Source organism: Jiangella alba (assembly GCF_900106035.1).
Lineage (GTDB): Bacteria > Actinomycetota > Actinomycetes > Jiangellales > Jiangellaceae > Jiangella > Jiangella alba.
Genome location: NZ_FNUC01000004.1, coordinates 1,624,086 through 1,650,723, shown reverse-complemented (window position 1 = coordinate 1,650,723; position 26,638 = coordinate 1,624,086). Strand labels below are relative to the sequence as shown.

The window sequence follows — 26,638 nt, the reverse complement described above, 5'->3', positions numbered from 1 at the left end:
GTACCCCTAACTCTTCACCAGGTAGGAGAAGACGCTCTCGAGCGACTCGTCGGTGGGCGAGACCTCGAAGAGCCTGATGCCGGCGTCGCGGGCGACGCGCGGGAGCAACTCGGTGAACCGCAGGAACGACACCGCCTCGACGCTCAGCACGCCGTCGTCGAGTTGGACGCCGGCGGTGGAGCCGTCGGCGATGAGCGCCGAGGCCAGCCCGCGGTCGTCGGAGGAGCGGATGACGTACTGGTGCGGCCGGTCGGTCATCAGCCGCCGGATCTCGCGGAAGTCGCCGGACGCGGCGTGCCGGCCAGCGACCATGACCTCGATGTGCTGCGCCAGCTGCTCGACCTCTTCGAGGATGTGCGAGCTGAACAGGACGGTGCGGCCGTCGGCGCCCATCTGGCGCAGCAGCTCCATGAGGTGCAGCCGCTGCCGGGGGTCCATGCCGTTGAACGGCTCGTCCAGCAGCAGGACGGACGGGTCGTGCACCAGCGCCGAGGCCATCTTGACCCGCTGCCGCATGCCCTTGGAGTACTCGCCGACCTTGCGGCCCTGCGCGAACTCCATCTCGACGGCGGCCAGCGCGCGCTTCGCGGCGGCGCCGGGGTCGGGCAGGCCGTGCAGTTCGGCGTTGGCCAGCACGAACTGCCAGCCGGTGAGGAAGTCGTACGCGGCCTCGCGCTCGGGCACCAGCCCGATGGTGCGGTAGACCTCGGGGTTCTTCCAGACGGTGGCGCCGTCGAGCGTCACGGATCCGGCCGACGGCGCCAGGAACCCGGCCAGCATGCCGATCAGCGTGGACTTGCCGGCGCCGTTGGGGCCGAGCAGGCCGGTGATGCCGGGCCCGATGGTCATGGTGACGTCGTTGACGGCGACGACGTTGCCGTACCAGCGCGACACGGTGTCGACGGAGAGGACCGAGGGGCTCATGAGACGGCGACCTTCCGGTAGCGCAGGTTGAGCAGGGCCCAGCAGGCGCCGATGACGGCGAACGTCACCAGCACGTACACCACGCCGCCCGCGGCGCCCGGCGGTGACGCGACGGCGGAGCCCGAGGACGCGTCGAACACCCAGATCTGGAAGCCGTTGACCAGCGTGGCCGGCGACAGCAGCCCGAGCCAGCCGGCGAGTTCGACGTTGTCGACCTCGTAGCGGATGATGCCCTGGAGGGCGCTGACGGCGGCGAAGCTCAGGGCCAGGACGGTGATGATGGCCGCGACGCCCAGCCCGCGCCGTGGCGTCAGCGAGGCGATGACCAGGCCGATGCCGGCGAACACCACGGCGAACACCACGACGCCGAGCAGCGCCAGCAGGAGGTCGCCGGTCTCCTGCCAGGCCGGGAGCTCGGCCAGCAGCGCACCGATGTACATGATCAGCAGCGGTGCCAGGAGCAGCAGGAACACCGCGGTGGCCAGCGCGCCGTACTTCGCCAGCACGTAGTCGGAGCGCTCGAGCGGCCGGGAGAAGTACAGCGGGACGGTCTTGAACCGCAGGTCGCGAGAGAGCGACGCCGGTGCCTGCGCGGCCAGGAAGATCGCGAGGATCGGCATGGTCACCATGGCGTAGCGCGAGTAGGGCAGCACCAGCTCGGTGGTGACGCCGGACGCGACGTTGGCGATGACCGCGATGACGAACGCCGGGATGCACATGATGCCGAGCAGCAGCATGGGCAGCACCTTCGCCCGCCCCGAGCGGCCGAGGCCGTAGGCGCCGCGCAGGCTGTGCCCGAACAGCGCCCGGGTGACGCGGGCCCGGCCGAGCCGGGGGCCGTCGTACTTGCGGTAGCCGATGTCGTGGATGACACCCGACGGTTGTTCGGTCATCGGGCCACTCACCCCTGGTCCTGTTCGAAGATCTCCGAGATGTGGTGCCGGCTCTGTTCCAGCCGGATCAGCCCGACGCCCTCGGCGGCGACGGCGTCGCGCACGAGGTCGTACACCTTCTCGTCGTCGAGAGGGAGCACCAGCTGCTGCGTGCCGTCGCGGCTCACCGTGAGGCCGGCGGCGGTCAGGGTGGCGGCGACGGCCTCGGCCGCGGCGGACACCTCGACGACCAGGAACTGACTGGTGCGGGTGAATTCCGACGTCGACGACGACCGCAGCAGCGTGCCGCCGTCGATGACCACCACGTGGTCGGCGATGCGCTCCAGCTCGCCCAGCAGGTGCGACGTGACGAGGACGGTGATGCCGAACTCGGCCCAGATGCGCCGGATGAGCGCCAGCATGTCGTCGCGGCCGACCGGGTCGAGGCCGTTGGTGGGTTCGTCGAGCATGACGATCTCGGGGTCGTGCACCAGCGCCTGCGCCAGCTTGACCCGTTGCTTCATGCCGGTGGAGTAGCCGCCGATGGGGCGGTAGCGCTCTTCGTAGAGGCCGACGTGGCGCAGGGTGTCGGCGGTCCGCTCGCGGGCGGCGTCGGCCGGCAGCCCGGACATGCGGGCCATGTGCACGACGAACTCGGTGGCCGAGACGTCGCCAGGGAGGCAGTCGTGCTCGGGCATGTAGCCGACCCGCTCGCGGATCTTCGGGCCGTCCTTCGTGACGTCGAGCCCGAAGACGCTGGCCCGTCCCGACGTGGCCGGTGACAGCCCGAGCAGGATCTTGATCAGCGTCGACTTGCCCGCGCCGTTGGCGCCGACCAGCCCGACGACGCCCGGCTCGACGTCGATGGTGAGGCGGTCGAGCGCGGTGGTCGCCGGGAACCGTTTCGTCAGTTCCTCGGTCTGGATGACAGGCACGGATCGACGCTACCGCCGCGGCAGGTCGCCGCGCGTCCGGCGGTGGTACGACACGCGATGTCGTCCCCGAGCACGATCATCCCGGAGGCGCCGGCGCGGGCGACCCTGAGACCGTCTCAGGGTCGCGGCGTCAGAGCCGGTCGGCGGCTTTGCGGGCGGCGATCTGGACCGGGTCCCAGACGGACGAGAACGGCGGCGCGTAGGCGAGGTCGGTCATCGCCAGCTCGCCGACGGTCAGCTCGGTCCAGAGTGCCATGGCGCACACGTCGATGCGTTTGGCCGAGCCGTCGCGGCCGACGATCTGGGCGCCCAGCAGCCGGCCGGTCGGCCGCTCGGCGACCATCTTGACGGTGATCGGCCGGGTGCCCGGGAAGTAGCCGGACCGCGTGGTCGACTCGATGGTGACGGCGACGTGGTCGAGACCGGCCGCGACGGCGTCGCCCTCGGTCAGGCCGGTGCGGGCCAGTTCGAGGTCGCACACCTTCGTCAGCGCGGTGCCGACGATGCCGGGGAACCGCGCCTGCCCGCCGCCGAGGTTCGTCCCGAGCACGCGGCCCTGCTTGTTCGCGTGCGTCCCGAGCGGCACGTGCACCCAGTCGCGGCGGACGCGGTCCCAGGTCTCGACGCAGTCGCCGGCCGACCACACGCCGTCGGCGACGCGCTGGGTGTCGTCGGTGCGCAGCCCGCCGGACGGGCCGAGCGGCAGCCCTGCGGCCCGGGCGAGGCCGGTGGCCGGGCGCACGCCGGTGCCGAGCACGACGATGTCGGCGGGGTAGGTCCCGGCGTCGGTGACGATGGCCGTGACGGCGCCGCCGGGCCCGGTCTCGAACGCCGTCACCGCGGCCGACGTGACGACGTCGATGCCCATGCGCTCCATGGCGGCGTGCACCTGGGTGCCGAGGTCGGGGTCGAGGGTGTTCATCGGCTCTTCGCCGCGGTCGACGACGGTGACGGCGAGGCCGCGGCGGACCATGGCCTCGGCCATCTCGAGGCCGATGTACCCGGCGCCGACGACGACCGCCCGCTCGGGTGGCCGCGCGAGGGACTCGAGCACCGCGGCGCCGTCGTCGAGCGTCTGCACGCCGTGGATGCCGGCCGCGCCGGCGCCGGGGACGTCCGGCCGCACGGGCGCGGCGCCCGTGGCGATGACCAGTTCGTCGTAGCCGATGCGCTCGGTGCGCCCGGCCGCGTGGTCGACCACCTCGACCCAGCCGGCGTCGGTGTCGAGGGCGACCGCCTCGGTGACCAGCCTGACGTCGATGCCGTTGGCGCGGTGTTCGTCGGGCGAGCGGGCCACCAGCGCGCCCGGCGAGGGGACGTCGCCGGCGATCCAGTACGGGATGCCGCACGCGGAGTAGGACGTCCAGTGCCCGCGGTCGACCGCGATGACCTCCAGCGAGCGCCCGGCCGCCTTCGCCGACCGCAACGCCTGCGAGGCCGCGCTCATCCCGGCGGCGTCCGCCCCGATCACCAGCACACGGTCAGCCATCGGCTCCTCCGGGAACGATGTGCCGGCGGATCCAGGCGTGCATGGCGATGGCCGCCGCCGCGCCGGCGTTGATGGAACGGGTGGACCCGAACTGGGCGATGGAGAGGACGGCGTCGACGTGCTCGCGCGCGGCGTCGGAGAGGCCGGGGCCCTCCTGGCCGAACAGCAGGACGCAGGCGCGCGGGAGGTCGTAGGTCTCCAGCGGCACCGCGCCGGGCAGGTTGTCGATGCCGAGCACCGGGACGCCCTCGGCGTGCGCCCAGGACGCGAGCGCGGCGAGGTCGGCGTGGTGCCGGACGTGCTGGTAGCGGTCGGTGACCATGGCGCCGCGGCGGTTCCAGCGCCGCCGCCCGACGATGTGCACCTCGGCGGCGAGGAACGCGTTCGCCGTGCGGACGACCGAGCCGATGTTGAAGTCGTGCTGCCAGTTCTCGATGGCGACGTGGAACGGGTGCCGGCGGCGGTCGAGGTCGGCGACGATGGCGTCGTTGCTCCAGTAGCGGTAGGCGTCGACGACGTTGCGGCGGTCGCCGTACTCGAGCAGCTCGGGGTCATATCGCGGATCGTCGGGCCACGGTCCCGGCCACGGCCCGACGCCGGGCCGGTGGTCCGGCGCGGACTCGTCCGCCGCCGGGGCCGCCTGGTCGCTCACACACCCCACCGTAGTTCGTGCCGGACGGCCGGACCGGTCAGCCCTGCGCGGCGCGCAGCTTCTCCAGCGCCTTCACCGTCAGTTCGTCGAGGTCGAAGGTCGCGGACTCGGGCGTGACGGCGACGAACATGCCCTCGGAGCCGTCGATCAGGTAGACGACGTGGTCAAGCGTGTCGGGCACACCGTCGGCGCTGGTGGTGCTGTCGAGCGCGATGACGTGGTCGGCGTCGACCGGCGGGCCGCCGGTGACCTGGGTCCGGATCGTCAGGTCGACGGGCTGGCCGGCCATCTCGCCGCTGACGGTGACCTCGCGGCAGCGCTGGTAGTAGTCCTCGATGGCGGCGATGTCGTCGATGGACGCGCCGGTGTAGACGGCCTGCACGAAGACGTCGTCGCCGGACACCGCGGCCATGCCCGCGGACTCGACGTCGTGGCGGCGCAGCGGGTCGGCCGGGTCGTCCTGGCAGTCGGCCGGCTCGTAGGCGACGTTCTCGAGCAGCAGCGCCATGCTCTGGATGGTCCCCGTCAGCTCGATGGCGTCGACCGGCATCAGCTCGACATCGTCGGGGAGGTCGTCGGCGGTGAGCAGGGCCGCGTCCAGGTCGACGCCGCCGCTCCCGCAGGCGCTCAGCAGGACGGCGGTGGCGACCAGCGCGGTCCGGGCCGTCGTGCGCATCGCCTGATCACACTACCGGCCGCGCCGGGCCGCCCGCACGGCGACCCGGCGCGACGCGGCTGGTGTCAGCCCTGCGCCTTGAGCTTGTCGAGGGCGGCGACGGCCAGCGCGTTCAGGTCGAACGTGGTGGACTCCGGGTTGCCGGCCACGTAGACGCCGCGGTCGCCGTCGATCATGTAGATGATCCGGGTCGGGACCGCCGGCATGGCCGCCGACTCCGTCACCGTCTCGACCGCGATGACCTCGTCGGCCTCGACCTCCGGCGCGTCGACGGTGGTCGTGCGGATCGTCATGTCCAACGGCTGGCCGCCGGCCTCGCCGCTGACAGTGATCTCGCCGCAGCGGTCGTAGTACTCCTGCACGCTCGCGACGTCGTCGGCGCTCGCGTTCGTGTAGACGGCGTTGATCAGCGCGTCGGTGCCCGAGGTGGCGGTCATGCCGGCGGCGTCGGCGCCGTCCTTCTGCAGCGGGTTGGTGTCGTAGGCCTGGCAGTCGGCCGGCTCGTAGGTGACGCCCTCGAGCAGCTGCGCCATGCTCTCGCCGGCGCTGTCGAGCTGCGCGACGTCGAACGCGGACACCGTCGCGCCCTCGGGGAGGTCCTCGGCCGACAGCAGCGCGCCCTGCAGACCGGACGCGGCGGCCGCGCCGTCCTCCTCCTCGGCGGCGTCGTCGGCCGGGGTCTCGTCGGCGGCGGCGGTCTCCTCGCTCGCGGCGGTCGCGTCGTCGCCCGTGTCGTCGTCACCGCCGCACGCGGCGAGGAACAGGGTGGCGGCCACAAGCGCAGAAATTCCGAGCTTTCGCATGGTTCGTCTGATTCCTTGACAGAAGGGTATGCGTGTTGTCACGCAGGGGAACGGCGGCAAATGTACCGACCGCCGGACGCCCGCGTGGGCGGTGCGGGAGATTCCCGCCGGACGGACGATGCAGCGGATCGGCCGCCCTGGGACGTCTGAGAGACATGGGCGTGGACTTCCACGAGTACGTGGTCACCCGGCGGCAGCCGCTGCTGCGTCTGGCCTACCTGCTCACCGGCGACGCGCACCTCGCCGAGGACGTCGTCCAGACGGCGCTGCTGCGGGCGTTCCGGCAGTGGCGGCGGGTGAGCCGGGCCGACCAGCCCGACGCCTACGTGCGGCGCATGGTCGTCAACGCCTACGTCGACGGGAAGCGGCGGCGCAGCTCCACCGAGGCGCCCACCGCGCCGGTCGACCTGCCCGCCGTCGCGTCCGGGCCCGACCACGGCGACGCACACGCCGAGCGGACGGTCATGTGGGCTGCGCTCGCCGGGCTGCCGCGGGTGCAGCGGGCGGTGCTGGTGCTGCGGTTCTACGAGGACCTCGACGACGCCCGCATCGCCGAACTGCTGGGCAGCACGCCGTCGACGGTCCGGTCGAACGCGTCCCGGGCCCTGGCCACGCTGCGGAAGGAGTGGACCCGTGTCTGACCACGACCTCGAGACCGCGCTGCGGGCCACGCTCGCCGGCCGCGCGGCGGACGCCCCGGCGGGCGACGACCTCGCCGACGAGGTGACCCGCGTGGGGCTCGCCCGCCGGCGCCGGCGCCGTGTCGCGGGAGCGGCGGCGGTGCTCGCGGTCGGCGCACTGGCCGGGCTGGCCGGACGGGGTCTCGTCCCGGTCGCCGGCGACGCCGAGCCACAGCCGGCGGACACGCCACCGGCGACCGAGCTGATCACCTGCAATCCGGGGTGGCCGGCGTTCGATCCCGCGCTGCTCACCGAACGGCCGGCGCTGGATCCGGAGAGCGACCTCGGCGCCGCCGTCCGCACCACGGCGCGACCGCCCATCGCCGCACGCCTGATCGAGAGGTGGACGCTGGTCGACCAGGTCAGTTCCCTCGCCTACCTGCTGATCTGGCTGAAGGACACTCCAGAGGCGCGCAACATGGCCGAGGACGGGCTGTCGACGGCGGTCTACAGCCGGGAGGCAGACGGCACCTGGACGTTCTACAGCGGAGGCGGAGGCTGCGAGCCACAACGGTTCTTCGACGATGGACTCCTGCCGGCGTCGTGGTCGCTGCGCAGCACACCCGACCCAGACGCCACGTCGGTCGACATCGATGTCAGCTCCGACGAGTGCTCCAGCGGCCAGTCTGACGCAGGCCGGCTGACCGAGCCGATGGTGGAGTACTACGCCGACACGGTCGTGATCACCACTCGCGTCGAGCCGCTGCCGCCCGGCGCGTACACCTGCCAGGGCAGTCCGCCGGCGCCGCTCACCGTCCACCTCGACGAGCCGCTGGGCGACCGGCAACTGTTGGACGGGCGCTGGTACCCGCCGCGGCCCGCCGGCACCCAGCCACCATGATCATCAACCTTTTGCGTCGTCCCGCCAGCACAGAAGGTTGATGATCATGGTGAGGCGGGGCGTCAGAGGCCGAGGTCGGCCTGGGAGTAGGCGGCGCGGTACTCCAGCCCGGCCGCCTCGATGCGCTCCCGCGACCCGGTGTCGCGGTCGACGATCACCGCGACGGCGACGACGTCGGCGCCCGCTTCGCGCAGCGCCTCGACCGCGGTCAGCACGCTGCCGCCGGTGGTGGAGGTGTCCTCGACGGCGAGGACGCGGCGCCCGGTGACGTCGGGGCCCTCGATGCGGCGGCGCAGGCCGTGCTGCTTGGCGTCCTTGCGCACGACGAACGCGTCGAGCGACCGCCCGGCGGCGGAGGCGGCGTGCAGCATGGACGTGGCGACGGGGTCGGCGCCGAGCGTGAGGCCGCCCACAGCGTCGAAGGCGAGGTCGGCCGTGAGGTCGCGCATGACCTGCCCGACCAGCGGCGCGGCGGCGCCGTCGAGCGTGATGCGGCGCAGGTCGACGTAGTAGTCGGCCTCCTTGCCCGACGACAGCACGACCCGGCCGCGCACGACGGCCTTCTCGACGATGTGGCGGCGCAGCTCATCCCAGGCACTCACGAGGCACGAGCGTACGGCAGGCTGGTCGGCGTGCAGCCCGCAGCCGTCGTCGTCGTGTCCGGACCGCTCGGCCCGTGGGCCGGCGGGCCGGCGCCCAGCACCGTCCCCTACCCGGTCGTCGTCGCGGCGCCGGTGGCCGAGCGCCGACCGTACGCGGTCAGCTGGCTGGCCGACGCCGCGCGCCGGCTGCTCGCGGCCACGCCCGCGTCGCCGCGGGTGCTGGTCGCGCACGGCACCGCCGGCCCGCTGCTGCCGGCGCTGGCCCGCGCGCAGCGGGCGGCCGGGCGGCGCGTCGGCGGCTACGTGTTCGCCGACGCGACGCTGCCGCGGCCCGGCGCGCCGTCGCACCTGGACCTGCTCCGCGCCGCCGACGGCGCCGCCGCCGACGCCGCCCACGACGTCCTGCACGGAACCGGCGCGGTCTGGCCGCCGGACGCCGAGCACCCGGGCGACCACGACTTCTGGACCGAGCGGCTGCCGCCGGCGCCGGACTGGCCGGACGCGCCGTGCGGCTACCTGCACACCGGCGCCGCCGTCCCCGGCGTCGGACCGGGCGACTTCTGGGCCCGTTCGGCGGCGGCCCGCGGCTGGCCCGTGCACACCCTGTCCGGCGGCGAGGACGTGACGGCCGCGCTGGCCGCGACGATCGCCGCGCTGCCCGGGTGAGTCCCGCGATCGGCTGACCGCGGGCCGCCGGCCCGGCCAGAATGTGCCCGTGACCGACGCGTGGACCTGGCCGGCGTACGTGGCCGTGCTGTTCGGCACCGTCACGTTCGTCCTGTTCTTCGCGCCCATCGTCGTGATCGAGTCGCGGACGTACGGCCGGCTCAGCCCGCTCAGGCTGGCCGGCGCGGCGGCGTTCGCGATCTACGGCATGGCGCTGGTCGCGTACACGCTGCTGCCGTGGCCGGAGTCGGCCTGGTGCGCCGCGCACGAGGCGCCGCCGGTGCAGTGGCGGCCGTTCCACTCCGTCGACGACATCGTCAACGACACCGCCGGCCTGTCGCTGATGGCCCGGCTGGAGAGCGCGGCCGTCCTGCAGGTCGTCTTCAACGTCGTGCTGTTCGTGCCGTGGGGGCTGTTCCTGCGCCGGTTCTTCGGCCGCGGCCTCGGCCTGACGGTGATCAGCGGGGCCGCGGTGTCCGTGCTGATCGAGACCACCCAGGGCACCGGCGTGTTCGGGCTGGCCGGCTGCGTCTACCGGGTGGCCGACGTCGACGACGTGCTGACGAACACGACCGGCGCGGCGATCGGCGCGTTGCTGGCTCCGGTGCTGCTGCGCTGGATGCCCGGCCAGGAGTTGCGGCGGACCCGCCGCGAGCCACGTCCGGTGACGCGCTCGCGGCGGCTGCTCGGCATGGTGGTCGACCTCGCCGCGTACACGGCGGTGGCGGCCGTCGTCGCCACCGCCTACCGGGCCTACGTCCTCTACGGCCGCGGCGACGAACTGCCCGCCGAAGCCGGCTGGGGCGACCGCGCGGTGCCGTCGATCGTGGCGTTCGTGCTCGTGATGCTGGTGCCGACGCTGTCGGGGCCGGGCGCGTCGCTGGGCCAGCGCGCACTCTGGCTCGCGCCGTGGTGGGCGGACGGCGCCGTCCACCGGTCCCGCGCGCTGGCGCGGTCGCTGTGCGGGTTCGGCCTCTACGGCCTGCTCGACGTCGTCAGCGCGCTGCCGCCGCTCGACGACGGCGTGACCGACGCCGCGGCGTCGCTGACGAACGTCGTCATCGTGGTGTCCGGGCTGGCCGTGCTGGTGGCCGGGCCGCGCGGGCTGTCGTTCCGGCTGGCCGGCGCCCAGGTGGCCGACGCCCGTGCCGAGGCCGCGACGGCGCGCTGATCAGTTCCGGCGGGACGGGTGCCGCTGCCCGATGCCGAGCACCAGGCTCCGCGGCAGCCGGGGCAGCGCCGCGGCGGCCACCTTGTACACCGCGCCGGGGACGGACACCACTTTCCGCCGCCGCAGGTCCTTCAGCGCGGCGGCGACCACGGCGTCGGCGTCGAGCCACATCCACGACGGCAGCCCGGACATGTTCAGCTGGGCGCGCTCGTGGAACTCGGTGCGAACGAACCCCGGCGCCAGCGCCATCACCTGCACGCCGGTGCCGCGCAACTGCGGCGCGAGGCCCTCGCTGAACGCCGTCACCCAGGCCTTCGCCGCGCTGTACGTGCTGCGCGGCACCCAGCCGGCGACGGAGCTGACGTTGACGACGGCGCCCCGGCCGCGCTCGACCATGCCGGGCAGCGCGGCGTGCGTCAGCCGCAGCACCGCGCGCACCAGCACGTCCAGCAGGTACTCCTCGTCGGCGACGTCGTTGCTGAGGAATCGGCCGCGGGTCGCGAAGCCGGCGTTGTTGACCAGCAGGTCGACCGGGCGGCCGGCATCGAGCAGCCGCCGTTCCACCGCCTCGACGCCGGTCGCGAGGTCGGCCGGCAGCACCTCGGCGCCCACGCCGTAGGCGCCGCGCAGCTCGCCGGCGACGGCCTCCAGCCGGGCCTCGTCACGCGACACGAGAACGACGTCGTGGCCGCGCGCGGCGAGCGCCCGGACGAAGGCCAGGCCGATGCCCGCGGTGGGCCCGGTGACGAGTGCCGTTGCCATGCGCCGAACCCTACGCCGCCGACCACGATGCGAGACCGGGGGCCGAATCGCGATACATCGCGACGATCATGGTCACACATCGGTCAATGCGGTCGATAAGGTCATGATTCGTGAGCGATCTTTCCCACCCCGCCGTAGCCGATGCGACCCGCTACTTCGACACGTGGGTCGCCTTCCGGCAGCAGTACGACCGCGTCCCCGGCATCCAGGCCGCGGTCCTCCACGAGGACAAGCTGCTGCTGTCCACCGCGCACGGGCTCGCCGACGTCGAGCACCAGGCCGCGCTGACCCCGCAGCACCTGTTCCGGATCGCGTCGCACTCGAAGACGTTCACGGCCACCGCGGTCCTGCAGCTGGCCGAGCGCGAGCAGTTGCGACTGGACGACCAGGCGGTGCGCTGGCTGCCGTTCCTGCGTGACACGCCGCTGGCCGCCGTGACGGTGCGCGAGCTGCTCGGCCACGGCGGCGGCGTGGTGCGCGACAGCAGCAACGGCGACTTCTGGCAGCTGGCGCACGCGTTCCCCGACGAGGACCGGCTGCGCGACATCCTGCTCGACGACGGCGCCGGCGTGCTGCCCGCGAACGAGCGGTTCAAGTACTCCAACATCGGCTACTCGATGCTGGGCCTGATCGTCGCGGCGGCGTCGGGGCAGCCGTACCACGAGTTCGTCCAGGAGAACATCGTCGAGGCGCTGTCGCTGGAGAACACCGGCCCGGAGTACGACCCGGTCCGCGCGGGCGACTACGCCACCGGCTACACCGCGCTGTCCTACGCCGACCACCGCATCCCGATCGACCACGTCGACACCGCGGCGATGGCGGCGGCGACCGGGTTCTTCAGCACCGCCGAGGACCTCGTCCACTACGTCGCGGCGCACTTCCACGGCGACACCCGGCTGGTGTCCGACGCGACGAAGCGGCTCATGCAGCGGGCGGAGTGGAAGGTCCAGGGCCGCGGCGACGCCGAGTACGGGCTCGGGTTCGGCCGCGTCATGATCGGCGACCGGCTGGTGTTCGGCCACGGCGGCGGCTACCCCGGGCACATCACCCGAACGTCGTTCGACCCGGCCGGGCGGCTGGCCGTCTCGGTGCTCACCAACGCGATCGACGGGCCCGCGCAGGCGCTCGCCGACGGGCTGATCCGGCTGGTGAACCTGGCCGAGACGGCGGGCCCGCAGCTGACGCCGTCGGCGGCGGACCTGTCCCGGTTCACCGGGCGGTACGCCAGCATGTGGCGGGTCTTCGACGTCGTCGACCTCGCCGGCCGGCTCTACCTGCTGGACCCGACCGACCGCGACCCCACCGAGGAGCCGATGCGGCTCGCCGTCGTCGACGACCACACGCTGCGGATCGCCGGCGGCACCGGCTACGCGCCCGTGGGCGAGACCATCCGCTACCACTTCGGCGTCGACGGCGTCGCGTCGGTGCAGGCGTTCGCCATGACCGCGTACCCGATCGACCGGGTGGCCCGGGCGGTGCGCACCCGCGACCGCGTCTCGCCGGGCACGCCGCTGGTCACGGATGGTGCCGGCGACGCTCCCGCGAGATGAGCTCGCAGACGGCCCACAGCACGGGCAGGGCAAGGACAACGAGGGTCGAGGTCATCTCACTCACCGGGTTCGGATCGGCTAGCGGGGTTCGGCGCGGGTCACGCTGTGGCTCCACTGGCCGGCCCAGGCCGCCGCGGGGCAGGGCCAGCTCTCTCCGCACTCGCGGCACGACGACGAGCGGTGCGGCATCCAGCGCCGGCCCGGGACGTGGTCGTGCAGCAGCCGGGAGGCGTACGCGTCCAGCTCGTCAGCGGTCCAGTCGACGAGGCCGTATCCGTGCGCTCGAGCCGTGAAGCGAGCCATCTCTCCTCCGTCGTGCAGGGCCTCCAGGAGGCCCGTGCTCGGGGCTCGTCCGCACCCGTTCGAGGCGGGGCGGCGGACCGGGACCTGGCACGGCTTCGCCACGGCTTGGATCAGCCGAAACGCTGCGCCATAGCCCTTGGCGAAGTATCGTGCATGATCTGAGCCACCCGCGGGAACAATCTGGGTGTCACGCCCGCCACCTGTGACGCCGTCCGCGACTTTGTGACATCGCCAGGAGATGCCGTGACAGACCATGATCCGGATTCCGCGGCCGCCTTTTTCGGTGGTGAGCTGGCACGCGCGCGTCACCGTGCCGGCCTCACCCAGGAACAGTTGGCGGAAAAGCTCAACTACTCGCGCGGAGCCGTCGCTAATGTGGAAACTGCGCAGCGGCCTCCGCAGCGAGAGTTCGCGGAACGGTGCGATGAGATCCTGGGAACCGACGGCCTCCTCGTCCGCGCTTGGAAGATGGTGAGCCGCGAGTCGGTGCCCGCGAAGTATCGAGGGTTCATCGAGGAGGAAGAACGGGCAAAGTCGATCCACACCTACGAGCAGACATTCCCGCCCGGTCTCCTGCAGACACAAGCGTATGCACGCGAGCTCCTGGCGGGCGTCAGGATGGCCTATGACAACCACGTCGACACCCAGGTCGAAGCCCGGATCCGGCGGCAGGAGATCCTCCGCCGCGATGATCCACCGAGGCTACGAGCGGTGATCGACGAGGCCGCGCTCCGCCGGATGATCGGCGGGCCGGACGTCATGAGAGATCAACTGCAATACCTGCTCAAAATGGGCGAGATGCGTCATATCACCATTCAGGTGATTCCATTCGGCGCGGGAGCGCACGCCGCGCTGAACGGGCAAATGACGATCTTCGACCGCCTGAACGGGCAACCGGTGTTGTACTACGAAGGCCCTACCGGGGGGCACCTCATGACGGACAGCGGAGTCGTGGGTGATGCCGTGGACCGGATGGATGTGCTCCGGGCCCAGGCGTTGTCCCCAGATGAATCGGCGGACCTGATCCGCCAAACGATGGAGGAACTATGAACGAGGTGTCGGAGCTGGCCGGCGCCGTGTGGCGCAAGTCCAGCTACAGCAACGGCGATGGTGGACAGTGCGTCGAGATCACGCCGCTGTCTGACGGTGGCATGGCTGTGCGCGACAGCAAGAATCCCCACGGTGGAATTCTGAAGTTCACCGCTGGCGAGTGGTCGGCGTTCGTGATGGGCGCGAAGGCCGGCGAGTTCGACTGAAACCGAGCGACCTCTGACCGCCCCCGCAGCCAACCGGCTGCGGGGGCGGTCCTACGATGCAGGCACCACGGGCCGGCCACCGAAGAGACCGCACAGCTCACCCTGGAGCCATCCAGCTGCGGGAGCGGCCCTACGATGCAGGCACCACGGGCCGGCCACCGAAGAGACCGCACAGCTCACCCTGGAGCCATCCAGCTGTGGGGGCGGTCCTACGATGCGGGCACCACGAGCCGGCCACCGAAGAGACCGCACAGCTCACCCTGGAGCCATCCAGCTGCGGGAGCGGCCCTACGATGCGGGCATGACCGCCGGATCCGTACCCGCCCGCGGGTCGTCCGGCCGGCTCCGGGTCACGGGCGTCGCGCCGCTCACCCCGGCGATGCTGCGGCTGACCGTCGAGGTCGAGGAGCCGCACCTGCCGCTGGACCCGACCTGCCCGAACCAGGTGCTCCGATTGTCGCCGCCGGCCGACGACGCCGGCGTGCTGAGCGGGGCGCGGCCGGCCAGCCGCACGTACACGATCCGCCGGGCCGACCCGGCCACCGGCCGCCTCGACCTCGACGTCGTCCTGCACGGTGACGGGCTGTTCGTCCGCTGGGCGCGCACGGCCGCACCCGGCGACACTCTCGACTTCACCGGCCCGCGGCCGCACGCCGTGCCGTCGCTGACCGCCGACGCCGTCGTCATGGCGACCGACGAGACCGGCCTGCCGGCGCTGGCCGCCGTCGCCGCGGCAGCGCCGGCCGGGCTGGCGATCCACGCCGTCGTCGAGGTGGCGGACGCCGCCGAGGAGCAGCCGCTGCCGTCGGCCGCGGACCTGCGGGTCACCTGGCTGCACCGCGACGGCGCCGCCGCCGGGACGACCGGCGCGCTGGAACGCGCGGTCCGGTCGCTCCCCTGGCCCTCCGGCGCCGTCGACGTGTGGGTCGCCGGCGAGGCCGGCGAGGTGCGCGTCATCCGCCGCTTCGCCGCCACCGACCGCGGCGTCGAGCGCCATCGGCTGCACGCGTTCGGCTACTGGCGCCTCGGCCGCGCCGGCTCCCCCACCTGACGCGGTGCGGAGCCCGCGGTCCCGTCAGGCGGGGCGCACGCTGAGCTTGTCGGCGCCCTCGTCGAGGTCGACGACGACGGTGTCGCCGTCGCGGACCTGGCCGGCGAGGATCTCCTTCGCCAGCTGGTCGCCGATGGCCGTCTGCACCAGCCGGCGCAGCGGCCGGGCGCCGTAGATCGGGTCGTAGCCGGTGAGGGCCAGCCACTCCTTCGCGCTGTCGGTGACCCGCAGCGCCAGCCGGCGGTCGGCCAGGCGCTGCGCCAGCTTCACGACCTGGAGGTCGACGATGCGGGCGAGCTCGTCGGTGCCGAGCGGCTCGAACATGACGATGTCGTCGATGCGGTTGAGGAACTCGGGCTTGAACGACGCCCGGACGACCTCCATGACGGCGTCGCGCTTGGCCTTCTCGTCCAGCGACGGGTCGGCGAGGAACACCGAGCCGAGGTTGGACGTGAGGATGAGGATGACGTTGCGGAAGTCGACCGTGCGGCCCTGGCCGTCGGTCATGCGACCGTCGTCGAGCACCTGCAGCAGGATGTCGAAGACCTCGGGGTGCGCCTTCTCGACCTCGTCGAGCAGCACGACGGAGTACGGCCGCCGGCGCACCGCCTCGGTGAGCTGGCCGCCCTCCTCGTAGCCGACGTAGCCGGGCGGGGCGCCGACCAGCCGCGCGACGCTGTGCTTCTCGCTGTACTCGCTCATGTCGATGCGGACCATGGCGCGCTCGTCGTCGAAGAGGAAGTCCGCGAGCGCCTTCGCCAGCTCGGTCTTGCCGACACCCGTCGGGCCGAGGAAGACGAACGAGCCGGTGGGGCGGTCGGGGTCGGAGATGCCGGCGCGGGACCGGCGGACGGCGTCAGAGACCGCTGCCACGGCCGCCCGTTGCCCGATGACCCGGCTGCCGAGCTCGTCCTCCATGCGCAGCAGCTTCTCGGTCTCGCCCTCGAGCAGCCGGCCGGCCGGGATGCCGGTCCAGGCCGCCACGACGTCGGCGACGTCGTCGGGGCCGACCTCTTCCTTGACCATGGTGGTGGCCGCCGCCTGGGCGTCGGCCGCCTCGCTGGCCGCGGCCAGCTCCTTCTCCAGCTCGGGGATGCGGCCGTACAACAGCTCGCTGGCGCCGGCGAGGTCGCCCTCGCGCTGCGACCGCTCGGCCTGCCCGCGCAGGTCGTCGATCTGCTCCTTCAGCGCGCCGACGCGGTTCAGCCCGGCCTTCTCCTGCTCCCAGCGGGCCTCGAGCGCACGCAGCTCCTCTTCGCGGTCGGCCAGCTCGGCCTGCAGGGACGCGAGCCGCTCGCGCGAGGCGGCGTCGTGCTCCTTGTCGAGCGCGAGCTCCTCCATCTTGAGGCGGTCGACCTGGCGGCGCAGGGTGTCGATCTCGACCGGCGAGGAGTCGATCTCCATGCGCAGCCGCGACGCGGCCTCGTCGACGAGGTCGATGGCCTTGTCGGGCAGCTGCCGGCCGGTGATGTAGCGGTGCGAGAGCGTGGCGGCGGCGACCAGCGCGGCGTCGGCGATCTGCACCTTGTGGTGCGCCTCGTAGCGCTCGCGCAGCCCGCGCAGGATGGCGACGGTGTCCTCGACGCTGGGCTCGCCGACGTAGACCTGCTGGAACCGGCGCTCCAGCGCGGCGTCCTTCTCGATGCGCTCGCGGTACTCGTCGAGCGTGGTGGCGCCGACCATGCGCAGCTCGCCGCGGGCCAGCATCGGCTTGAGCATGTTGCCGGCGTCCATGGCGGAGTCGCCGGTGGCGCCCGCGCCCACGACGGTGTGCAGTTCGTCGATGAACGTGACGACCTCGCCGTCGCTGGCCTTGATCTCGTCGAGGACGGCCTTCAGCCGCTCCTCGAACTCGCCGCGGTACTTCGCGCCGGCCAGCATGGCGCCCATGTCGAGGGAGACCAGCCGCTTGCCGCGCAGCGACTCGGGCACGTCGCCGTCGACCATGCGCTGGGCCAGCCCCTCGACGACGGCGGTCTTGCCGACGCCGGGCTCGCCGATGAGGACGGGGTTGTTCTTGGTGCGCCGGGACAGCACCTGGACGACGCGGCGGATCTCGGAGTCGCGCCCGATGACGGGGTCGATCTTGCCCTCGCGGGCCCGCTCGGTGAGGTCGACGCCGTACTTGTTCAGCGCGTCGTAGCTGCCCTCGGGGTCGGGGCTGGTGACGCGGGCGGAGCCGCGGACCTCGCTGAACGCCGCACGCACCTTCTCGGCCGTGACGCCGTGCTCGGCCAGCAGGTCGCGCACGGGCGACTGCACGTGCGCCAGCCCCACGACCAGGTGCTCGGTAGAGACGTACTGGTCGTCCATCTCGCGGGCGACCTCGCCGGCGTGCGACATGACGGCGTACGTGCTGCGCGCGAGGTTCGGCGACGCGACGGTCGAGCCGGCCGCCTTGGGCAGCCCCTCGAACGCGACGTCGACGTCGCGGCGCACGGCCGCGAGGTCGGCGCCGGCGGCCTCGAGCAGCGGACCGGTCAGCCCACCGGACTGGATGAGCAGCGCACGCAGCACGTGCACCGGCTCGACGGCCGGGTTCCCTGCGGTCGCGGCGCTGCGCACGGCGACGGACAGCGCCTCCTGAGCCTTGGTGGTGAGCTGGTCGGACATCGATCTCCTCTGGTGCTCGGTCTCTTTCCAGAGACAACCGTGACAGAGTTGAGCCTATTCCACTCAACTCTGTGTGGCCAGTCGGATGGTGTGTGACGATGTCTGCGATGTCTCGTCGCCTGCCGGCCGCCCTGGCCGCCGCCGCTCTCGCCGTCGCCGCCCTGGCCGGCTGCTCGGTGCTGGGCGACCGCTCGGTCCCCCGCTCCGACCTCGAAGGCGCGGTGAAGCAGCTGATGGAGGAGCAGTCCGGCCAGCCGGTCGACTCCGTCAGCTGCGACGGCGACCTCGCCGGCGAGGTCGACGCCTCGGTGCGCTGCACGGCGACGGTGGCCGGCGAGGAGGTCGGACTCACGGTCACGACCACCGACGTCGACGGCAACGACGTGCGGTACGAGGTGCGCAACGACTCCGCCACCCCGGCGCCGACGTCGTCGCCGAGTGAGCCGGCGCCGTCACCGACCTCGGGCTGACGCCGCCCAGCCGGCCACGTTCGCCCGCACCGCGGCGTCGAAGACGGCCGCGGGATCGCCCGCCCGCGGGGGAATGAACGCGCCCAGCTCGATCGAGACCAGGCCGTGCACGTTGGCCCACAGCGCGGTGGCGATCGACTCGGCCGCCGGGCGCTTCGGGAACGTGCCCGCGCGGACCGCCCGCCGGACGGCGTCGAGCAGCGGCTCGAACGTCCGCGCGCCGGTCCGCGCCGCGTGCCGCCCGACGTCGTCGGGGCTCAGTTCGCCGAACATGACGCGGTAGCCGTGCGGGTCGGCCAGCGCGTTCTCGCGGTAGGCGTGGCCGAGCCGGACGAGGTCGGCGACCGGGTCGTCGCTCCGACCGACCGCCGCCAGCCGCTGCGCGAACCGGGCGAACACCTGCGCGTACAGCGCCGACACCAGCCCCGGCTTGCCGCCGAACAGGGAGTACACCGCCGCCGTGGACGTGCCGGCCTCGGCCGCCAGCGTGCGCAGGTTCAGCGCCGCGACGCCGCCGGAGGACACCGTGGCGGCGGCCCGTTCGAGCAGGCGGTCGCGGACCGCGTCGTCGTGAAGCCGAGGTCTGCCCACTTGACGAGCATAACCTAACGTTGTTTCATAACATTGTTAGGTTACTCGGGCCGCACGGAGGTCGCTCATGCTCGAACTCAGTACCGAGGCCACCCGGCTGGCCGGAGTGCTCCTGCTCGCCGCCGTCACCATCGAGTCCGGCGGCTGGTACCTCACCCGCATCGCCCGCGGCAAGGTCCCGGCCACCGACTTCCAGCGCTCGTTCGCCCGGGCCGGCCACGGCCATGCGGGCATGTTCGTCACGCTGGGGCTGCTCACCGCGGTGCTCACCGACGCGACGACCCTGGACGGGTTCGCGGCGTGGGTGGCGCGCTCAGGGGTGCCGATCGCGGCCATCGTGATGCCGGCCGGCTTCTTCTTCTCGTCGCTCGGCCCCGGCCGCACGACGCCGAATCGGCTGATCTGGCTGGTGTGGATCGGCGCGGTGGTCCTGGCCGCCGGACTGGCGACCCTCGGCGTGGGTCTGCTGACCGCGTGAAGGGTGTCCTAGTCGCCCGCGACGAAGCGCGATCGGTACACCGCCAGCGCCGACGTGAACGCCGGCACCGGCAGGTAGTCGGCGGGCTCTTCGGCCGCGCCGGTGATGAGCTCGAGCTGCTGACGCAGTGTGTGCACCTCGGCCTCGAGCTCGAGGATGCGCTTGATGCCCACGAGGTTGACGCCGTCTTCCTGCGACAGCCGCTGCACCTCGCGCAGCAGTTCGACCTCGCGCAGCGAGTAGCGACGGCCGCCGCCGGGGGTGCGCCGAGGCGACACCAGCCCGAGGCGGTCGTACTGCCGCAGCGTCTGCGGGTGCATGCCGGCCATCTCGGCCGCCACGGAGATGACGTACAACGGCTCGTCGTCGCTGACCAGGCGCGCGGCGCCGGACAGCGCCACGATGAACCGTCCTCCGGCCTCCATGGTCATCCCTCCTTCGCCGCCAGGCCCATCAGTTCGGCCCGGACGTCGTCGCCCGAGGTGGCCGTCTGGAACTCCTCGAGCGCGTGCTTCGCGTCGCCCTTGAGCGACGGAGGCACGGTGACCTCGACGGTGACCAGGAGGTCGCCGCGGGTGCCGTCCTTGCGGGGCGCGCCGCGGCCGCGCACCCGGAAGGTGCGGCCGTTGGGCGTGCCCGGCGGCAGCTTGAGCGTGACCGCGCTGCCGCCCAGCGTGGGCACCTTGATGTCGGCGCCCAGCGCCGCCTCGGGGAACGTGACCGGGACGGTGACGGTGAGGTGCTCGCCGCGCCGCCCGAACACCGGGTGCGTGCCGACGTGGATGATGACGTAGAGGTCGCCCGCCGGGCCGCCGCGCTCACCCGGCACGCCCTTGCCGCGCAGCCGGATGCGCTGGCCGTCGACCACGCCGGCCGGGATGCGCACGTGCATGACCTTGCTGGTGGTGCCGCGGCCGGAGCCGGCGCACACCGGGCAGGGGTCGTCGACCACCAGGCCACGGCCCCGGCAGTCCTTGCACGGCTCGGCCATGCCGAACCCGCCGGAGTCGGTGCTGGTGAAGCCGGTGCCCGAGCACGTGGGGCAGACCCGCGGGACGGTGCCGGCCCGCGCGCCGGTGCCGGCACAGGCCGAACACGCCGACGAGCTGGTCAGCTTCAGCGGGATGGTCTTGCCCTCGACCGCCTCGCTGAACGTGACGGTGACCTCGCGCTCGACGTCGGCGCCGCGGCGCGCGCCGGTGCTCCGCGGCCGGTTGCGCTGGCCGAAGATGCCGCCGAACACGTCACCGATGCCGCCGTTGCCGCCGCCGGAGAACAGGTCGCCGAGGTCGAAGTTGAACGACCCGCCGCCCCCGCCGGCCGGTGTGCGGATGCCGCTGCCGAACAGCGTGCGCGCTTCGTCGTACTGCTTGCGCTTGGCGGGATCGGACAGCACGGAGTACGCCTCGGAAACGTCCTTGAAGCGCTCTTCCGCCGCCTTGTCGTCCTTGTTGCGGTCGGGGTGGAGCTCGCGAGCAAGGGTGCGGTAGGCCTTCTTGACCGTGGCCGCGTCGGCGTCCTTCTCGACGCCGAGGATCTTGTAGTAGTCCTTCTCGATCCAGTCCTTGGTGCTCACGGGCTCCCCCCTCCTCTCCGTTGACTGAACGTCAGTTCTGGTCGTCCTTATTCTCCGCCGAGTCGTCCTCGGCGGGTGCCGCCGGCAGTGCCTCGGTCGGCTCGGCCACCGCGACCCGCGCCGGCCGGATGATCCGTTCGCCGATGCGGTAGCCGGGCTGCAGGATCTGCGTGCAGGTGGGCACCTCGACGTCGTCGGAGTAGCCGTGCATGAGCGCCTCGTGGATCATCGGGTCGAAGGCGTCGCCGGGCTCGCCGTATCGGACCAGGCCGGCCTTCGCCGTGACCGCCTCGAGCGCCTCGCCGACCGACCGGAACCCGCCGTTGAGGTCGCCGTGCTCGCGGGCCCGGCCGATGTCGTCGAGCACGCCGAGCAGCTCGGCCAGCACCTCGGCCTTGGCCGCCTCGCGGTTGGCCTCGCGGTCGCGCTCGACCCGGCGGCGGTAGTTGACGTACTCGGCCTGCAGCCGCCGGAGGTCGTCGAGCCGCTCGGCCGCCTCGGCCTTGGCGGCGGCCAGCTCTTCGCTGCCCGCCGCCGCCGCGGCGTCGGACGCGGCGGACGCGGGAGCCGCGGCCCCCGCGTCCGGACCGGCGGCGTCGTCGGCACGACGCTCACCGGTCTCGGGATCGATGCGGCGCCGGTCGCGGATGACGGGCTTCAGCTCTTCGGGGTCGTCGCCCGGCCCCGCGGGCCGCTGCGCATCGGTCACTTGGTGTCCTTCTCGTCGTCGACGATCTCGGCCTCGACGACATCCTCCTCGGCGTTGTCGCCGTCGGCGGACGCGTCGGCGGTGTCGCCGTCGGCCGGGCCGGCCTGGGCGCCGTCGCCCGACGGAGCCTGCGCGCTGGCGTAGATGGCCGCGCCGAGCGCCTGGAAGGCGGTCTGCAGCCGCTCGGTGGCCGACTTGATGGCCGCCTCGTCGTTGCCCTCGAGCGCCTTCTTGGCCTCGGCCAGGGAGGTGTCGACGTCGTCGCGGACCTCCTGGGAGAGGGTGCCGACCTTCTCGGTGTTGTCGGCGAGGAACTTCTCCGTCTGGTAGACCAGCGACTCGGCCTGGTTGCGGTTCTCGGCGGCCTCGCGACGCTTGTGGTCTTCCTCGGCGTACTGCTCGGCCTCGCGGACCATGCGCTCGATGTCGTCCTTGGGCAGCGACGACCCGCCGGTGATGGTCATGGACTGCTCGCGGCCCGTGCCGAGGTCCTTCGCGGACACGTGCACGATGCCGTTGGCGTCGATGTCGAAGGTGACCTCGATCTGCGGGACGCCGCGCGGCGCCGGCGGCAGGCCGGTGAGGTCGAACGTGCCGAGCTTCTTGTTGTAGGCCGCGATCTCGCGCTCGCCCTGGTAGACCTGGATGCCCACCGTCGGCTGGTTGTCGTCGGCCGTGGTGAAGATCTCCGAGCGCTTCGTCGGGATGGTGGTGTTGCGCTCGATCAGCTTCGTCATGACGCCGCCCTTGGTCTCGATGCCGAGGGACAGCGGGGTGACGTCGAGCAGCAGGACGTCCTTGACCTCGCCCTTGAGCACGCCCGCCTGAAGGCTGGCGCCGACGGCGACGACCTCGTCGGGGTTGACGCCCTTGTTGGGCTCCTTGCCGCCGGTGAGCTCCTTCACGAGCTCGACGACGGCGGGCATGCGGGTGGAGCCGCCGACCAGGACCACGTGGTCGATCTGGTCGACGGAGATGCCGGCGTCGCGCACGACGTTCTGGAACGGCGACTTCGTGCGGGCCAGCAGGTCAGCCGTCATCTGCTCGAACTGCGCGCGCGACAGGGTCTCGTCGACGTGCACCGGGTTCTTCTCGGCGTCCTGCGCGATGTAGGGCAGCGAGATGGACGTCTGGGTGCTGGACGACAGCTCGATCTTGGCCCGCTCGGCGGCCTCGCGGACGCGCTGCATGGCGATCTTGTCCTTGGACAGGTCGATGCCGTGCGCGGCCTTCACCTGGGCGACCAGCCAGTCGACGACCTTCTGGTCCCAGTCGTCGCCACCGAGGTGGTTGTCGCCGCTGGTGGCCTTCACCTCGACGACGCCCTCGCCGATCTCGAGCAGCGAGACGTCGAAGGTGCCGCCACCGAGGTCGAAGACGAGGATGGTCTGGTCGTGCTCGCCCTTGTCGAGGCCGTACGCCAGCGCGGCCGCAGTGGGCTCGTTGACGATGCGCAGGACGTTGAGGCCCGCGATCTCACCGGCCTCCTTCGTGGCCTGGCGCTGGGAGTCGTTGAAGTACGCCGGCGTGGTGATGACCGCGTCGGTGATGGTCTCGCCCAGGTACGCCTCGGCGTCGCGCTTCAGCTTCTGCAGGACGAACGCCGAGATCTGCTGCGGCGTGAAGTTCTTGTCGTCGATCTTCTGCGACCAGTCGGTGCCCATGTGGCGCTTGACCGAGCGGATGGTGCGATCGACGTTGGTGACGGCCTGGCGCTTGGCCACCTCACCGACCAGGACCTCGCCGTTCTTGGCGAAAGCCACCACGGACGGGGTGGTCCGGGACCCCTCGGCGTTGGCGATGACGGTGGCCTCGCCACCCTCGAGAACGGCCACGACGGAGTTCGTCGTGCCCAAGTCGATGCCGACGGCTCGAGCCATGGCAGATACCTCCAGTGTGTTCCTCAGCAGTGTTGAGTCAGTATGGCTCAACCTACAACCTTGAGCCACGTTGGCTCAACTTCTGACATACGGCACAACGAGCGAACCGCTCTGAGGATTCCCTCAGTTTCTGCGCGTACGCTGACCGCCATGTTCCCGGAGTTCCAGGACGACGACGCACCCCGCCGTCCCGACGTGCGCAAGAAGATCGTGGCCGCGGTCCTCATCCTCTGCCTGGTCGCAGGCGTGGCGCCGTTCCTCGCCGCACTGATCTTCTAGCCGCATGGCCGTTCAGGAGGACGCCCGGCCGGTCGCCGTCCGCAGCCGCCTGCTCGGCGTCGACGCCGCCCGCGGCATCGCCCTCCTGGGCATGATGTCGGTGCACATCCTCCCGGCCGTCGGCGAGGACGGCGGCCTGACCGCGTCGCGGCTGATCGCCAGCGGACGGTCGTCGGCGCTGTTCGCGGTGCTGGCCGGGGTCGGGCTGGCGCTGGCGACCGGCGGGCGCACGCCGCCGCGGGGCCGGCCACTGGCCGCGGCGAGCGTCGGTGTGGCACTGCGGGCGCTCGTCATCTTCCTGGTCGGCCTCTGCCTGGGCGCCTTCCCGTCCGGCGTCGCCGTCATCCTCGCCTACTACGGCGTGCTGTTCCTGCTGGCCATCCCGTTCCTCGGGCTCGGGCCGCGGGTGCTGCTGCCGCTCGGCCTGCTGTGGGCCGTCGGCGCGCCGTTGCTGAACCACCAGTGGCGCATCGACCGGCCGCCGGCGTCGTACGACGTCCCCACGTTCGATTCGCTCCAGCAGCCCGGCGATCTCCTGCGCGAGCTGCTGGTCAGCGGCTACTACCCGGTGTTCCCGTGGCTGGCGTACGTGCTGGTCGGGCTGGGCATCGGCCGGCTGGCGCTGTCGTCGACTCGGGTCGCGACGGCGCTGCTGGCCGGCGGCGCCGCGCTCGCGGTGGCCGCCTGGGTGACGTCGGCCGTCCTGCTCGACAACGGCGGGCTGGAGCACCTGGTGACCGCCGGGCTGGGCGGGCACCCGGCCAGCCCGTTCGACTTCACCGACGTGGTCAACCACACCTCCTTCTACGGCACCACGCCCGCGACCAGCTGGTGGTGGCTGGTCGCCGCGTCACCGCACTCAGCGACGCCGTTCGACCTGCTGCACACCATCGGCACCAGCGCGGCCGTGCTCGGGCTGATGCTGCTGATCGCGCCGCGAGCCCGGCCGCTGGTGTGGCCGCTGGCGGCCATCGGCGGCATGACGTTCACCCTCTACACCCTGCACGTCGTGCTGCTGTCCGGCCCGGTCCAGGGCCACGACCTCTCGACCTACCTGATCCACGTGGCGATCGCGTTCGCCATCGCCATGCCGTGGCGTGCGTTCATCGGACGCGGGCCGCTGGAGGCGGTCGCGGCGGGGCTGGGCCGGGCCGGGCGGGAGGCCGTGCTGTCACCGTCGCCGCGGCGATAGGACGCCGAGGTCCACCGCGTCGGCCATCGCCGCGTACCCGGCGTCGCCGGGGTGCAGGTGGTCGCCGGAGTCGTACTCGGCGCGCATGCGCAGCGGCTCGTCCGGATCGCGCAGGACGGCGTCGAAGTCGATGACCGCGTCGAACGCGCCGGACTCGCGGATCCACTCGTTCACCGCCGCCCGCACGGCCTCGCGTTCCGGCGTCCACGTGCCCCAGCCCTGGAACGGCCCGATGGTCGCGCCGACCGCCCGCATGCCCTGGTCGTGGGCGCGCTGGATGATCTGCTCGTACGCAGCGATCAGCTTCTCGGGGTCGTACTGCGAGTTCGGCTGCTGGATGTCGTTGACGCCCTCGAACACCACCACGGTGCCGGCGCCGGTCTGCGTCAGCACGTCGCGGTCGAACCGGGCCAGCGCGTTGTCGCCCTGCCCGGGGCTGTTGGCGTGCAGCAGCAGGCGGTTGCCGCCGATGCCGGCGTTCAGGATGCCGAAGCGGTGCGGCCGCGGCTGCTGGAGCATGCGGTCGGCCAGGTAGTCGGGCCACCGGTGGTTGGCGTCGCGGGTCGAGCCGCTGCCGTCGGTGATGGAGTCGCCCAGGAACACCACCGCGCCGGACGTCGCGCCCCGGACGTCGAGGCCGTCGAGGAACCAGAACGACGTCGTCGTCTGCGGGAACGACGACCCCGACGGCGCGGTGGCCTGGTCGCCGGTCGCGACCCAGCCGGTCGAGTGTGCCGCCGAGTGGTACGTCGCGGGACCGGTCGGGCCGGGCACGTAGAGGCTCACCAGGACGTCGCTGTCGTCGGCGATGCGCAGCGCGACGGGGTCCGAGACCAGCTCGGCGCCGGCCGGGATCGTGACGCCGGCGTCGCCGGAGAAGGTCACCGCGCTCACCGTCGCCGCGTCGACGTCGCCCGGGCCGGCGCCCGGCAGCGCGAGCGTCGCCGCACCCACGACCAGCGGCTGGGTGCCGTACACGTTGGTGAGCCGGAGCCGGACCTGCGAGCCGCCGACGGAGACGTGCATCCGCTGGCGCAGCGTGGTGTCGGTGAACCCGGCCAGCGCCTGGCCGTTCTGCGGGCGGGCGACGGCGGTGGACCAGGTGCCGACCCAGTCGCCGGCCGCGGACGTGGCGACCGGGGCCGCGTGATTCGGTGGCGCCGGTGGGGCGTCGGTGGCAGGTGCGGCGGTGGCGGCGCCCGCGATGAGCGCGGCGCCCGCGGCTGCTGCGGCCAGCGGTGCGGCCCAGCGTCGAAGGGAGGTCGGCAGCGAACGGGACAGCGGCATCGGCGTCTCCTCGTCGTGTCGGCCGCGCCCGGCAGGGGGTGACCGGGCGCGGCACTCGTGACGGTATGTCGCCCTCCGCACCGGCCACCAGCCGTGCTGCGGCGAACGGCCGCTTCGGTGCGGCAAGCGGTTTCCCCGCCCGGCCGGAGACGTGGGCCGACGGCCGGCCGAACCGACGGTAAAGGCGCCGCAAAACAGCCCCAATTTACCGGTTCGTTATTGCAGCGTCAATAGAATCTTGGCCCGCAACACGAGCATTGACCCCTCGGGATTCCTGTCGCTAGGTTACGTGCACCCCCACATCAGTTTGTCCGGCGATAGCAGGGCACA

At 72.5% G+C, this 26,638-nt stretch carries 29 protein-coding genes; 12 read left to right on the top strand and 17 right to left on the bottom strand.

The window, feature by feature from the left end:
• Nucleotides 1–6 precede the first annotated feature (6 nt).
• From BLV02_RS25485 to BLV02_RS25455, 7 genes are all read right to left on the bottom strand, one after another.
• Nucleotides 7–924 (bottom strand): ABC transporter ATP-binding protein, encoded by a 918-nt coding sequence (locus BLV02_RS25485; protein ID WP_069109030.1) that lies wholly within the window; start codon nucleotides 922–924, stop codon nucleotides 7–9.
• Entirely contained in the window at nucleotides 921–1,817 is an 897-nt protein-coding gene (locus BLV02_RS25480) for an ABC-2 transporter permease (RefSeq protein ID WP_069109031.1), read from the bottom strand. Before BLV02_RS25480 ends, BLV02_RS25485 begins: the two co-directional genes overlap by 4 nt.
• Before the next feature lie 8 nt (nucleotides 1,818–1,825).
• Complete coding sequence (locus BLV02_RS25475) at nucleotides 1,826–2,731, bottom strand: ABC transporter ATP-binding protein (RefSeq protein WP_069109032.1); 906 nt, start codon at nucleotides 2,729–2,731, stop codon at nucleotides 1,826–1,828.
• A gap of 130 nt (nucleotides 2,732–2,861) precedes the next feature.
• Nucleotides 2,862–4,220 (bottom strand): FAD-dependent oxidoreductase, encoded by a 1,359-nt coding sequence (locus BLV02_RS25470; RefSeq protein ID WP_069109033.1) that lies wholly within the window; start codon nucleotides 4,218–4,220, stop codon nucleotides 2,862–2,864.
• Nucleotides 4,213–4,872, bottom strand: a complete 660-nt coding sequence (locus tag BLV02_RS25465; protein WP_069109034.1) for a TrmH family RNA methyltransferase — start codon at nucleotides 4,870–4,872, stop codon at nucleotides 4,213–4,215. The genes BLV02_RS25470 and BLV02_RS25465 overlap by 8 nt, the downstream gene beginning before the upstream one ends.
• Nucleotides 4,873–4,909: 37 nt before the next feature.
• Nucleotides 4,910–5,548 carry a hypothetical protein gene (locus BLV02_RS25460; protein WP_069109035.1) on the bottom strand — a complete coding sequence of 213 codons (639 nt, stop codon included), beginning with the start codon at nucleotides 5,546–5,548 and terminating at the stop codon, nucleotides 4,910–4,912.
• Nucleotides 5,549–5,613: 65 nt separating this feature from the next.
• Complete coding sequence (locus BLV02_RS25455; protein ID WP_069109036.1) at nucleotides 5,614–6,324, bottom strand: DUF5642 family protein; 711 nt, start codon at nucleotides 6,322–6,324, stop codon at nucleotides 5,614–5,616.
• A 182-nt stretch (nucleotides 6,325–6,506) separates the two neighbouring features.
• Between BLV02_RS25455 and BLV02_RS25450 the strand changes: the two genes are divergently transcribed.
• Together BLV02_RS25450 and BLV02_RS25445 are read left to right on the top strand one after the other, a co-directional pair.
• Nucleotides 6,507–6,992 carry a SigE family RNA polymerase sigma factor gene (locus tag BLV02_RS25450; protein WP_216093949.1) on the top strand — a complete coding sequence of 162 codons (486 nt, stop codon included), beginning with the start codon at nucleotides 6,507–6,509 and terminating at the stop codon, nucleotides 6,990–6,992.
• Nucleotides 6,985–7,872, top strand: coding sequence for a hypothetical protein (locus BLV02_RS25445; RefSeq protein WP_069109037.1), 888 nt, complete (start codon nucleotides 6,985–6,987; stop codon nucleotides 7,870–7,872). The genes BLV02_RS25450 and BLV02_RS25445 overlap by 8 nt, the downstream gene beginning before the upstream one ends.
• A 62-nt stretch (nucleotides 7,873–7,934) precedes the next feature.
• Here BLV02_RS25445 and pyrE read toward each other — a convergent pair whose 3' ends face one another.
• Nucleotides 7,935–8,474, bottom strand: coding sequence for an orotate phosphoribosyltransferase (gene pyrE / locus BLV02_RS37770; protein ID WP_069109038.1), 540 nt, complete (start codon nucleotides 8,472–8,474; stop codon nucleotides 7,935–7,937).
• A gap of 30 nt (nucleotides 8,475–8,504) precedes the next feature.
• Here pyrE and BLV02_RS37765 point away from each other — a divergent pair, with 30 nt between their 5' ends.
• Entirely contained in the window at nucleotides 8,505–9,140 is a 636-nt protein-coding gene (locus BLV02_RS37765; RefSeq protein ID WP_069109039.1) for a hypothetical protein, read from the top strand.
• 49 nt (nucleotides 9,141–9,189) lie between these two features.
• A complete protein-coding gene (locus BLV02_RS25430) occupies nucleotides 9,190–10,311 on the top strand; it encodes a VanZ family protein (RefSeq protein ID WP_069109040.1) in 1,122 nt (373 codons plus the stop codon).
• Here the strand turns inward: BLV02_RS25430 and BLV02_RS25425 are convergent, their stop codons facing one another.
• Entirely contained in the window at nucleotides 10,312–11,073 is a 762-nt protein-coding gene (locus BLV02_RS25425; protein ID WP_069109041.1) for an SDR family NAD(P)-dependent oxidoreductase, read from the bottom strand.
• 110 nt (nucleotides 11,074–11,183) lie between these two features.
• Here BLV02_RS25425 and BLV02_RS25420 point away from each other — a divergent pair, with 110 nt between their 5' ends.
• Nucleotides 11,184–12,623 carry a serine hydrolase domain-containing protein gene (locus BLV02_RS25420; protein WP_069109042.1) on the top strand — a complete coding sequence of 480 codons (1,440 nt, stop codon included), beginning with the start codon at nucleotides 11,184–11,186 and terminating at the stop codon, nucleotides 12,621–12,623.
• Nucleotides 12,624–12,701: 78 nt separating this feature from the next.
• On the opposite strand, the gene BLV02_RS25415 is transcribed toward BLV02_RS25420, so the two are convergent.
• Nucleotides 12,702–12,926 carry a hypothetical protein gene (locus BLV02_RS25415; RefSeq protein WP_069109043.1) on the bottom strand — a complete coding sequence of 75 codons (225 nt, stop codon included), beginning with the start codon at nucleotides 12,924–12,926 and terminating at the stop codon, nucleotides 12,702–12,704.
• A 243-nt stretch (nucleotides 12,927–13,169) separates the two neighbouring features.
• Here BLV02_RS25415 and BLV02_RS25410 point away from each other — a divergent pair, with 243 nt between their 5' ends.
• From BLV02_RS25410 to BLV02_RS25400, 3 genes are all read left to right on the top strand, one after another.
• Nucleotides 13,170–13,976 (top strand): helix-turn-helix domain-containing protein, encoded by an 807-nt coding sequence (locus tag BLV02_RS25410; protein ID WP_069109044.1) that lies wholly within the window; start codon nucleotides 13,170–13,172, stop codon nucleotides 13,974–13,976.
• Nucleotides 13,973–14,182 (top strand): DUF397 domain-containing protein, encoded by a 210-nt coding sequence (locus BLV02_RS25405; RefSeq protein WP_069109045.1) that lies wholly within the window; start codon nucleotides 13,973–13,975, stop codon nucleotides 14,180–14,182. The genes BLV02_RS25410 and BLV02_RS25405 overlap by 4 nt, the downstream gene beginning before the upstream one ends.
• A gap of 301 nt (nucleotides 14,183–14,483) precedes the next feature.
• The gene (locus tag BLV02_RS25400; protein WP_069109046.1) at nucleotides 14,484–15,233 is read left to right on the top strand and encodes a siderophore-interacting protein; all 750 of its coding nucleotides are present in this window, start codon (nucleotides 14,484–14,486) and stop codon (nucleotides 15,231–15,233) included.
• A gap of 24 nt (nucleotides 15,234–15,257) precedes the next feature.
• On the opposite strand, the gene clpB is transcribed toward BLV02_RS25400, so the two are convergent.
• Nucleotides 15,258–17,846, bottom strand: coding sequence for an ATP-dependent chaperone ClpB (clpB, locus tag BLV02_RS25395; protein WP_069109047.1), 2,589 nt, complete (start codon nucleotides 17,844–17,846; stop codon nucleotides 15,258–15,260).
• Between the two features lie 107 nt (nucleotides 17,847–17,953).
• Here clpB and BLV02_RS25390 point away from each other — a divergent pair, with 107 nt between their 5' ends.
• Nucleotides 17,954–18,316, top strand: a complete 363-nt coding sequence (locus BLV02_RS25390) for a DUF4333 domain-containing protein (protein WP_069109048.1) — start codon at nucleotides 17,954–17,956, stop codon at nucleotides 18,314–18,316.
• On the opposite strand, the gene BLV02_RS25385 is transcribed toward BLV02_RS25390, so the two are convergent.
• Complete coding sequence (locus BLV02_RS25385; protein ID WP_069109049.1) at nucleotides 18,299–18,907, bottom strand: TetR/AcrR family transcriptional regulator; 609 nt, start codon at nucleotides 18,905–18,907, stop codon at nucleotides 18,299–18,301. The genes BLV02_RS25390 and BLV02_RS25385 overlap by 18 nt on opposite strands.
• A gap of 67 nt (nucleotides 18,908–18,974) precedes the next feature.
• Between BLV02_RS25385 and BLV02_RS25380 the strand changes: the two genes are divergently transcribed.
• The gene (locus BLV02_RS25380) at nucleotides 18,975–19,385 is read left to right on the top strand and encodes a hypothetical protein (RefSeq protein ID WP_069109050.1); all 411 of its coding nucleotides are present in this window, start codon (nucleotides 18,975–18,977) and stop codon (nucleotides 19,383–19,385) included.
• A gap of 8 nt (nucleotides 19,386–19,393) precedes the next feature.
• Here the strand turns inward: BLV02_RS25380 and BLV02_RS25375 are convergent, their stop codons facing one another.
• The 4 genes from BLV02_RS25375 to dnaK all read right to left on the bottom strand — a co-directional run bounded on the left by BLV02_RS25375 (nucleotide 19,394) and on the right by dnaK (nucleotide 23,550).
• The gene (locus BLV02_RS25375) at nucleotides 19,394–19,714 is read right to left on the bottom strand and encodes a heat shock protein transcriptional repressor HspR (RefSeq protein WP_245737810.1); all 321 of its coding nucleotides are present in this window, start codon (nucleotides 19,712–19,714) and stop codon (nucleotides 19,394–19,396) included.
• 98 nt (nucleotides 19,715–19,812) lie between these two features.
• Nucleotides 19,813–20,961 (bottom strand): molecular chaperone DnaJ, encoded by a 1,149-nt coding sequence (gene dnaJ / locus BLV02_RS25370; RefSeq protein WP_069109051.1) that lies wholly within the window; start codon nucleotides 20,959–20,961, stop codon nucleotides 19,813–19,815.
• Between the two features lie 31 nt (nucleotides 20,962–20,992).
• On the bottom strand, nucleotides 20,993–21,670 hold the full coding sequence (grpE, locus tag BLV02_RS25365; protein ID WP_069109052.1) for a nucleotide exchange factor GrpE: 678 nt from the start codon (nucleotides 21,668–21,670) through the stop codon (nucleotides 20,993–20,995).
• Nucleotides 21,667–23,550, bottom strand: coding sequence for a molecular chaperone DnaK (gene dnaK, locus BLV02_RS25360; RefSeq protein WP_069109053.1), 1,884 nt, complete (start codon nucleotides 23,548–23,550; stop codon nucleotides 21,667–21,669). The genes grpE and dnaK overlap by 4 nt, the downstream gene beginning before the upstream one ends.
• A gap of 150 nt (nucleotides 23,551–23,700) precedes the next feature.
• Here dnaK and BLV02_RS38095 point away from each other — a divergent pair, with 150 nt between their 5' ends.
• Nucleotides 23,701–23,829, top strand: a complete 129-nt coding sequence (locus BLV02_RS38095; RefSeq protein ID WP_255367091.1) for a hypothetical protein — start codon at nucleotides 23,701–23,703, stop codon at nucleotides 23,827–23,829.
• Nucleotides 23,830–23,833: 4 nt separating this feature from the next.
• A complete protein-coding gene (locus BLV02_RS25355) occupies nucleotides 23,834–25,021 on the top strand; it encodes a heparan-alpha-glucosaminide N-acetyltransferase domain-containing protein (RefSeq protein ID WP_069109054.1) in 1,188 nt (395 codons plus the stop codon).
• Here BLV02_RS25355 and BLV02_RS25350 read toward each other — a convergent pair.
• A complete protein-coding gene (locus BLV02_RS25350) occupies nucleotides 25,001–26,308 on the bottom strand; it encodes an SGNH/GDSL hydrolase family protein (RefSeq protein ID WP_083288193.1) in 1,308 nt (435 codons plus the stop codon). The two genes, BLV02_RS25355 and BLV02_RS25350, sit on opposite strands and share 21 nt — an antisense overlap.
• Nucleotides 26,309–26,638: the final 330 nt, after the last annotated feature.

Bases quoted from the DNA above. Each gene is read 5' to 3' on its own strand.
- BLV02_RS25485 (WP_069109030.1), bottom strand. From the start codon at position 924: ATGAGCCCCTCGGTCCTCTCCGTCGACACCGTGTCGCGCTGGTACGGC.
- BLV02_RS25480 (WP_069109031.1), bottom strand. From the start codon at position 1,817: ATGACCGAACAACCGTCGGGTGTCATCCACGACATCGGCTACCGCAAG.
- BLV02_RS25470 (WP_069109033.1), bottom strand. From the start codon at position 4,220: ATGGCTGACCGTGTGCTGGTGATCGGGGCGGACGCCGCCGGGATGAGC.
- BLV02_RS25460 (WP_069109035.1), bottom strand. From the start codon at position 5,548: ATGCGCACGACGGCCCGGACCGCGCTGGTCGCCACCGCCGTCCTGCTG.
- BLV02_RS25450 (WP_216093949.1), top strand. From the start codon at position 6,507: ATGGGCGTGGACTTCCACGAGTACGTGGTCACCCGGCGGCAGCCGCTG.
- BLV02_RS25425 (WP_069109041.1), bottom strand. From the start codon at position 11,073: ATGGCAACGGCACTCGTCACCGGGCCCACCGCGGGCATCGGCCTGGCC.
- BLV02_RS25415 (WP_069109043.1), bottom strand. From the start codon at position 12,926: ATGGCTCGCTTCACGGCTCGAGCGCACGGATACGGCCTCGTCGACTGG.
- BLV02_RS25405 (WP_069109045.1), top strand. From the start codon at position 13,973: ATGAACGAGGTGTCGGAGCTGGCCGGCGCCGTGTGGCGCAAGTCCAGC.
- BLV02_RS25400 (WP_069109046.1), top strand. From the start codon at position 14,484: ATGACCGCCGGATCCGTACCCGCCCGCGGGTCGTCCGGCCGGCTCCGG.
- clpB (WP_069109047.1), bottom strand. From the start codon at position 17,846: ATGTCCGACCAGCTCACCACCAAGGCTCAGGAGGCGCTGTCCGTCGCC.
- BLV02_RS25390 (WP_069109048.1), top strand. From the start codon at position 17,954: ATGTCTCGTCGCCTGCCGGCCGCCCTGGCCGCCGCCGCTCTCGCCGTC.
- BLV02_RS25380 (WP_069109050.1), top strand. From the start codon at position 18,975: ATGCTCGAACTCAGTACCGAGGCCACCCGGCTGGCCGGAGTGCTCCTG.
- BLV02_RS25375 (WP_245737810.1), bottom strand. From the start codon at position 19,714: ATGGCCGGCATGCACCCGCAGACGCTGCGGCAGTACGACCGCCTCGGG.
- dnaK (WP_069109053.1), bottom strand. From the start codon at position 23,550: ATGGCTCGAGCCGTCGGCATCGACTTGGGCACGACGAACTCCGTCGTG.
- BLV02_RS38095 (WP_255367091.1), top strand. From the start codon at position 23,701: ATGTTCCCGGAGTTCCAGGACGACGACGCACCCCGCCGTCCCGACGTG.
- BLV02_RS25355 (WP_069109054.1), top strand. From the start codon at position 23,834: ATGGCCGTTCAGGAGGACGCCCGGCCGGTCGCCGTCCGCAGCCGCCTG.
- BLV02_RS25350 (WP_083288193.1), bottom strand. From the start codon at position 26,308: ATGCCGCTGTCCCGTTCGCTGCCGACCTCCCTTCGACGCTGGGCCGCA.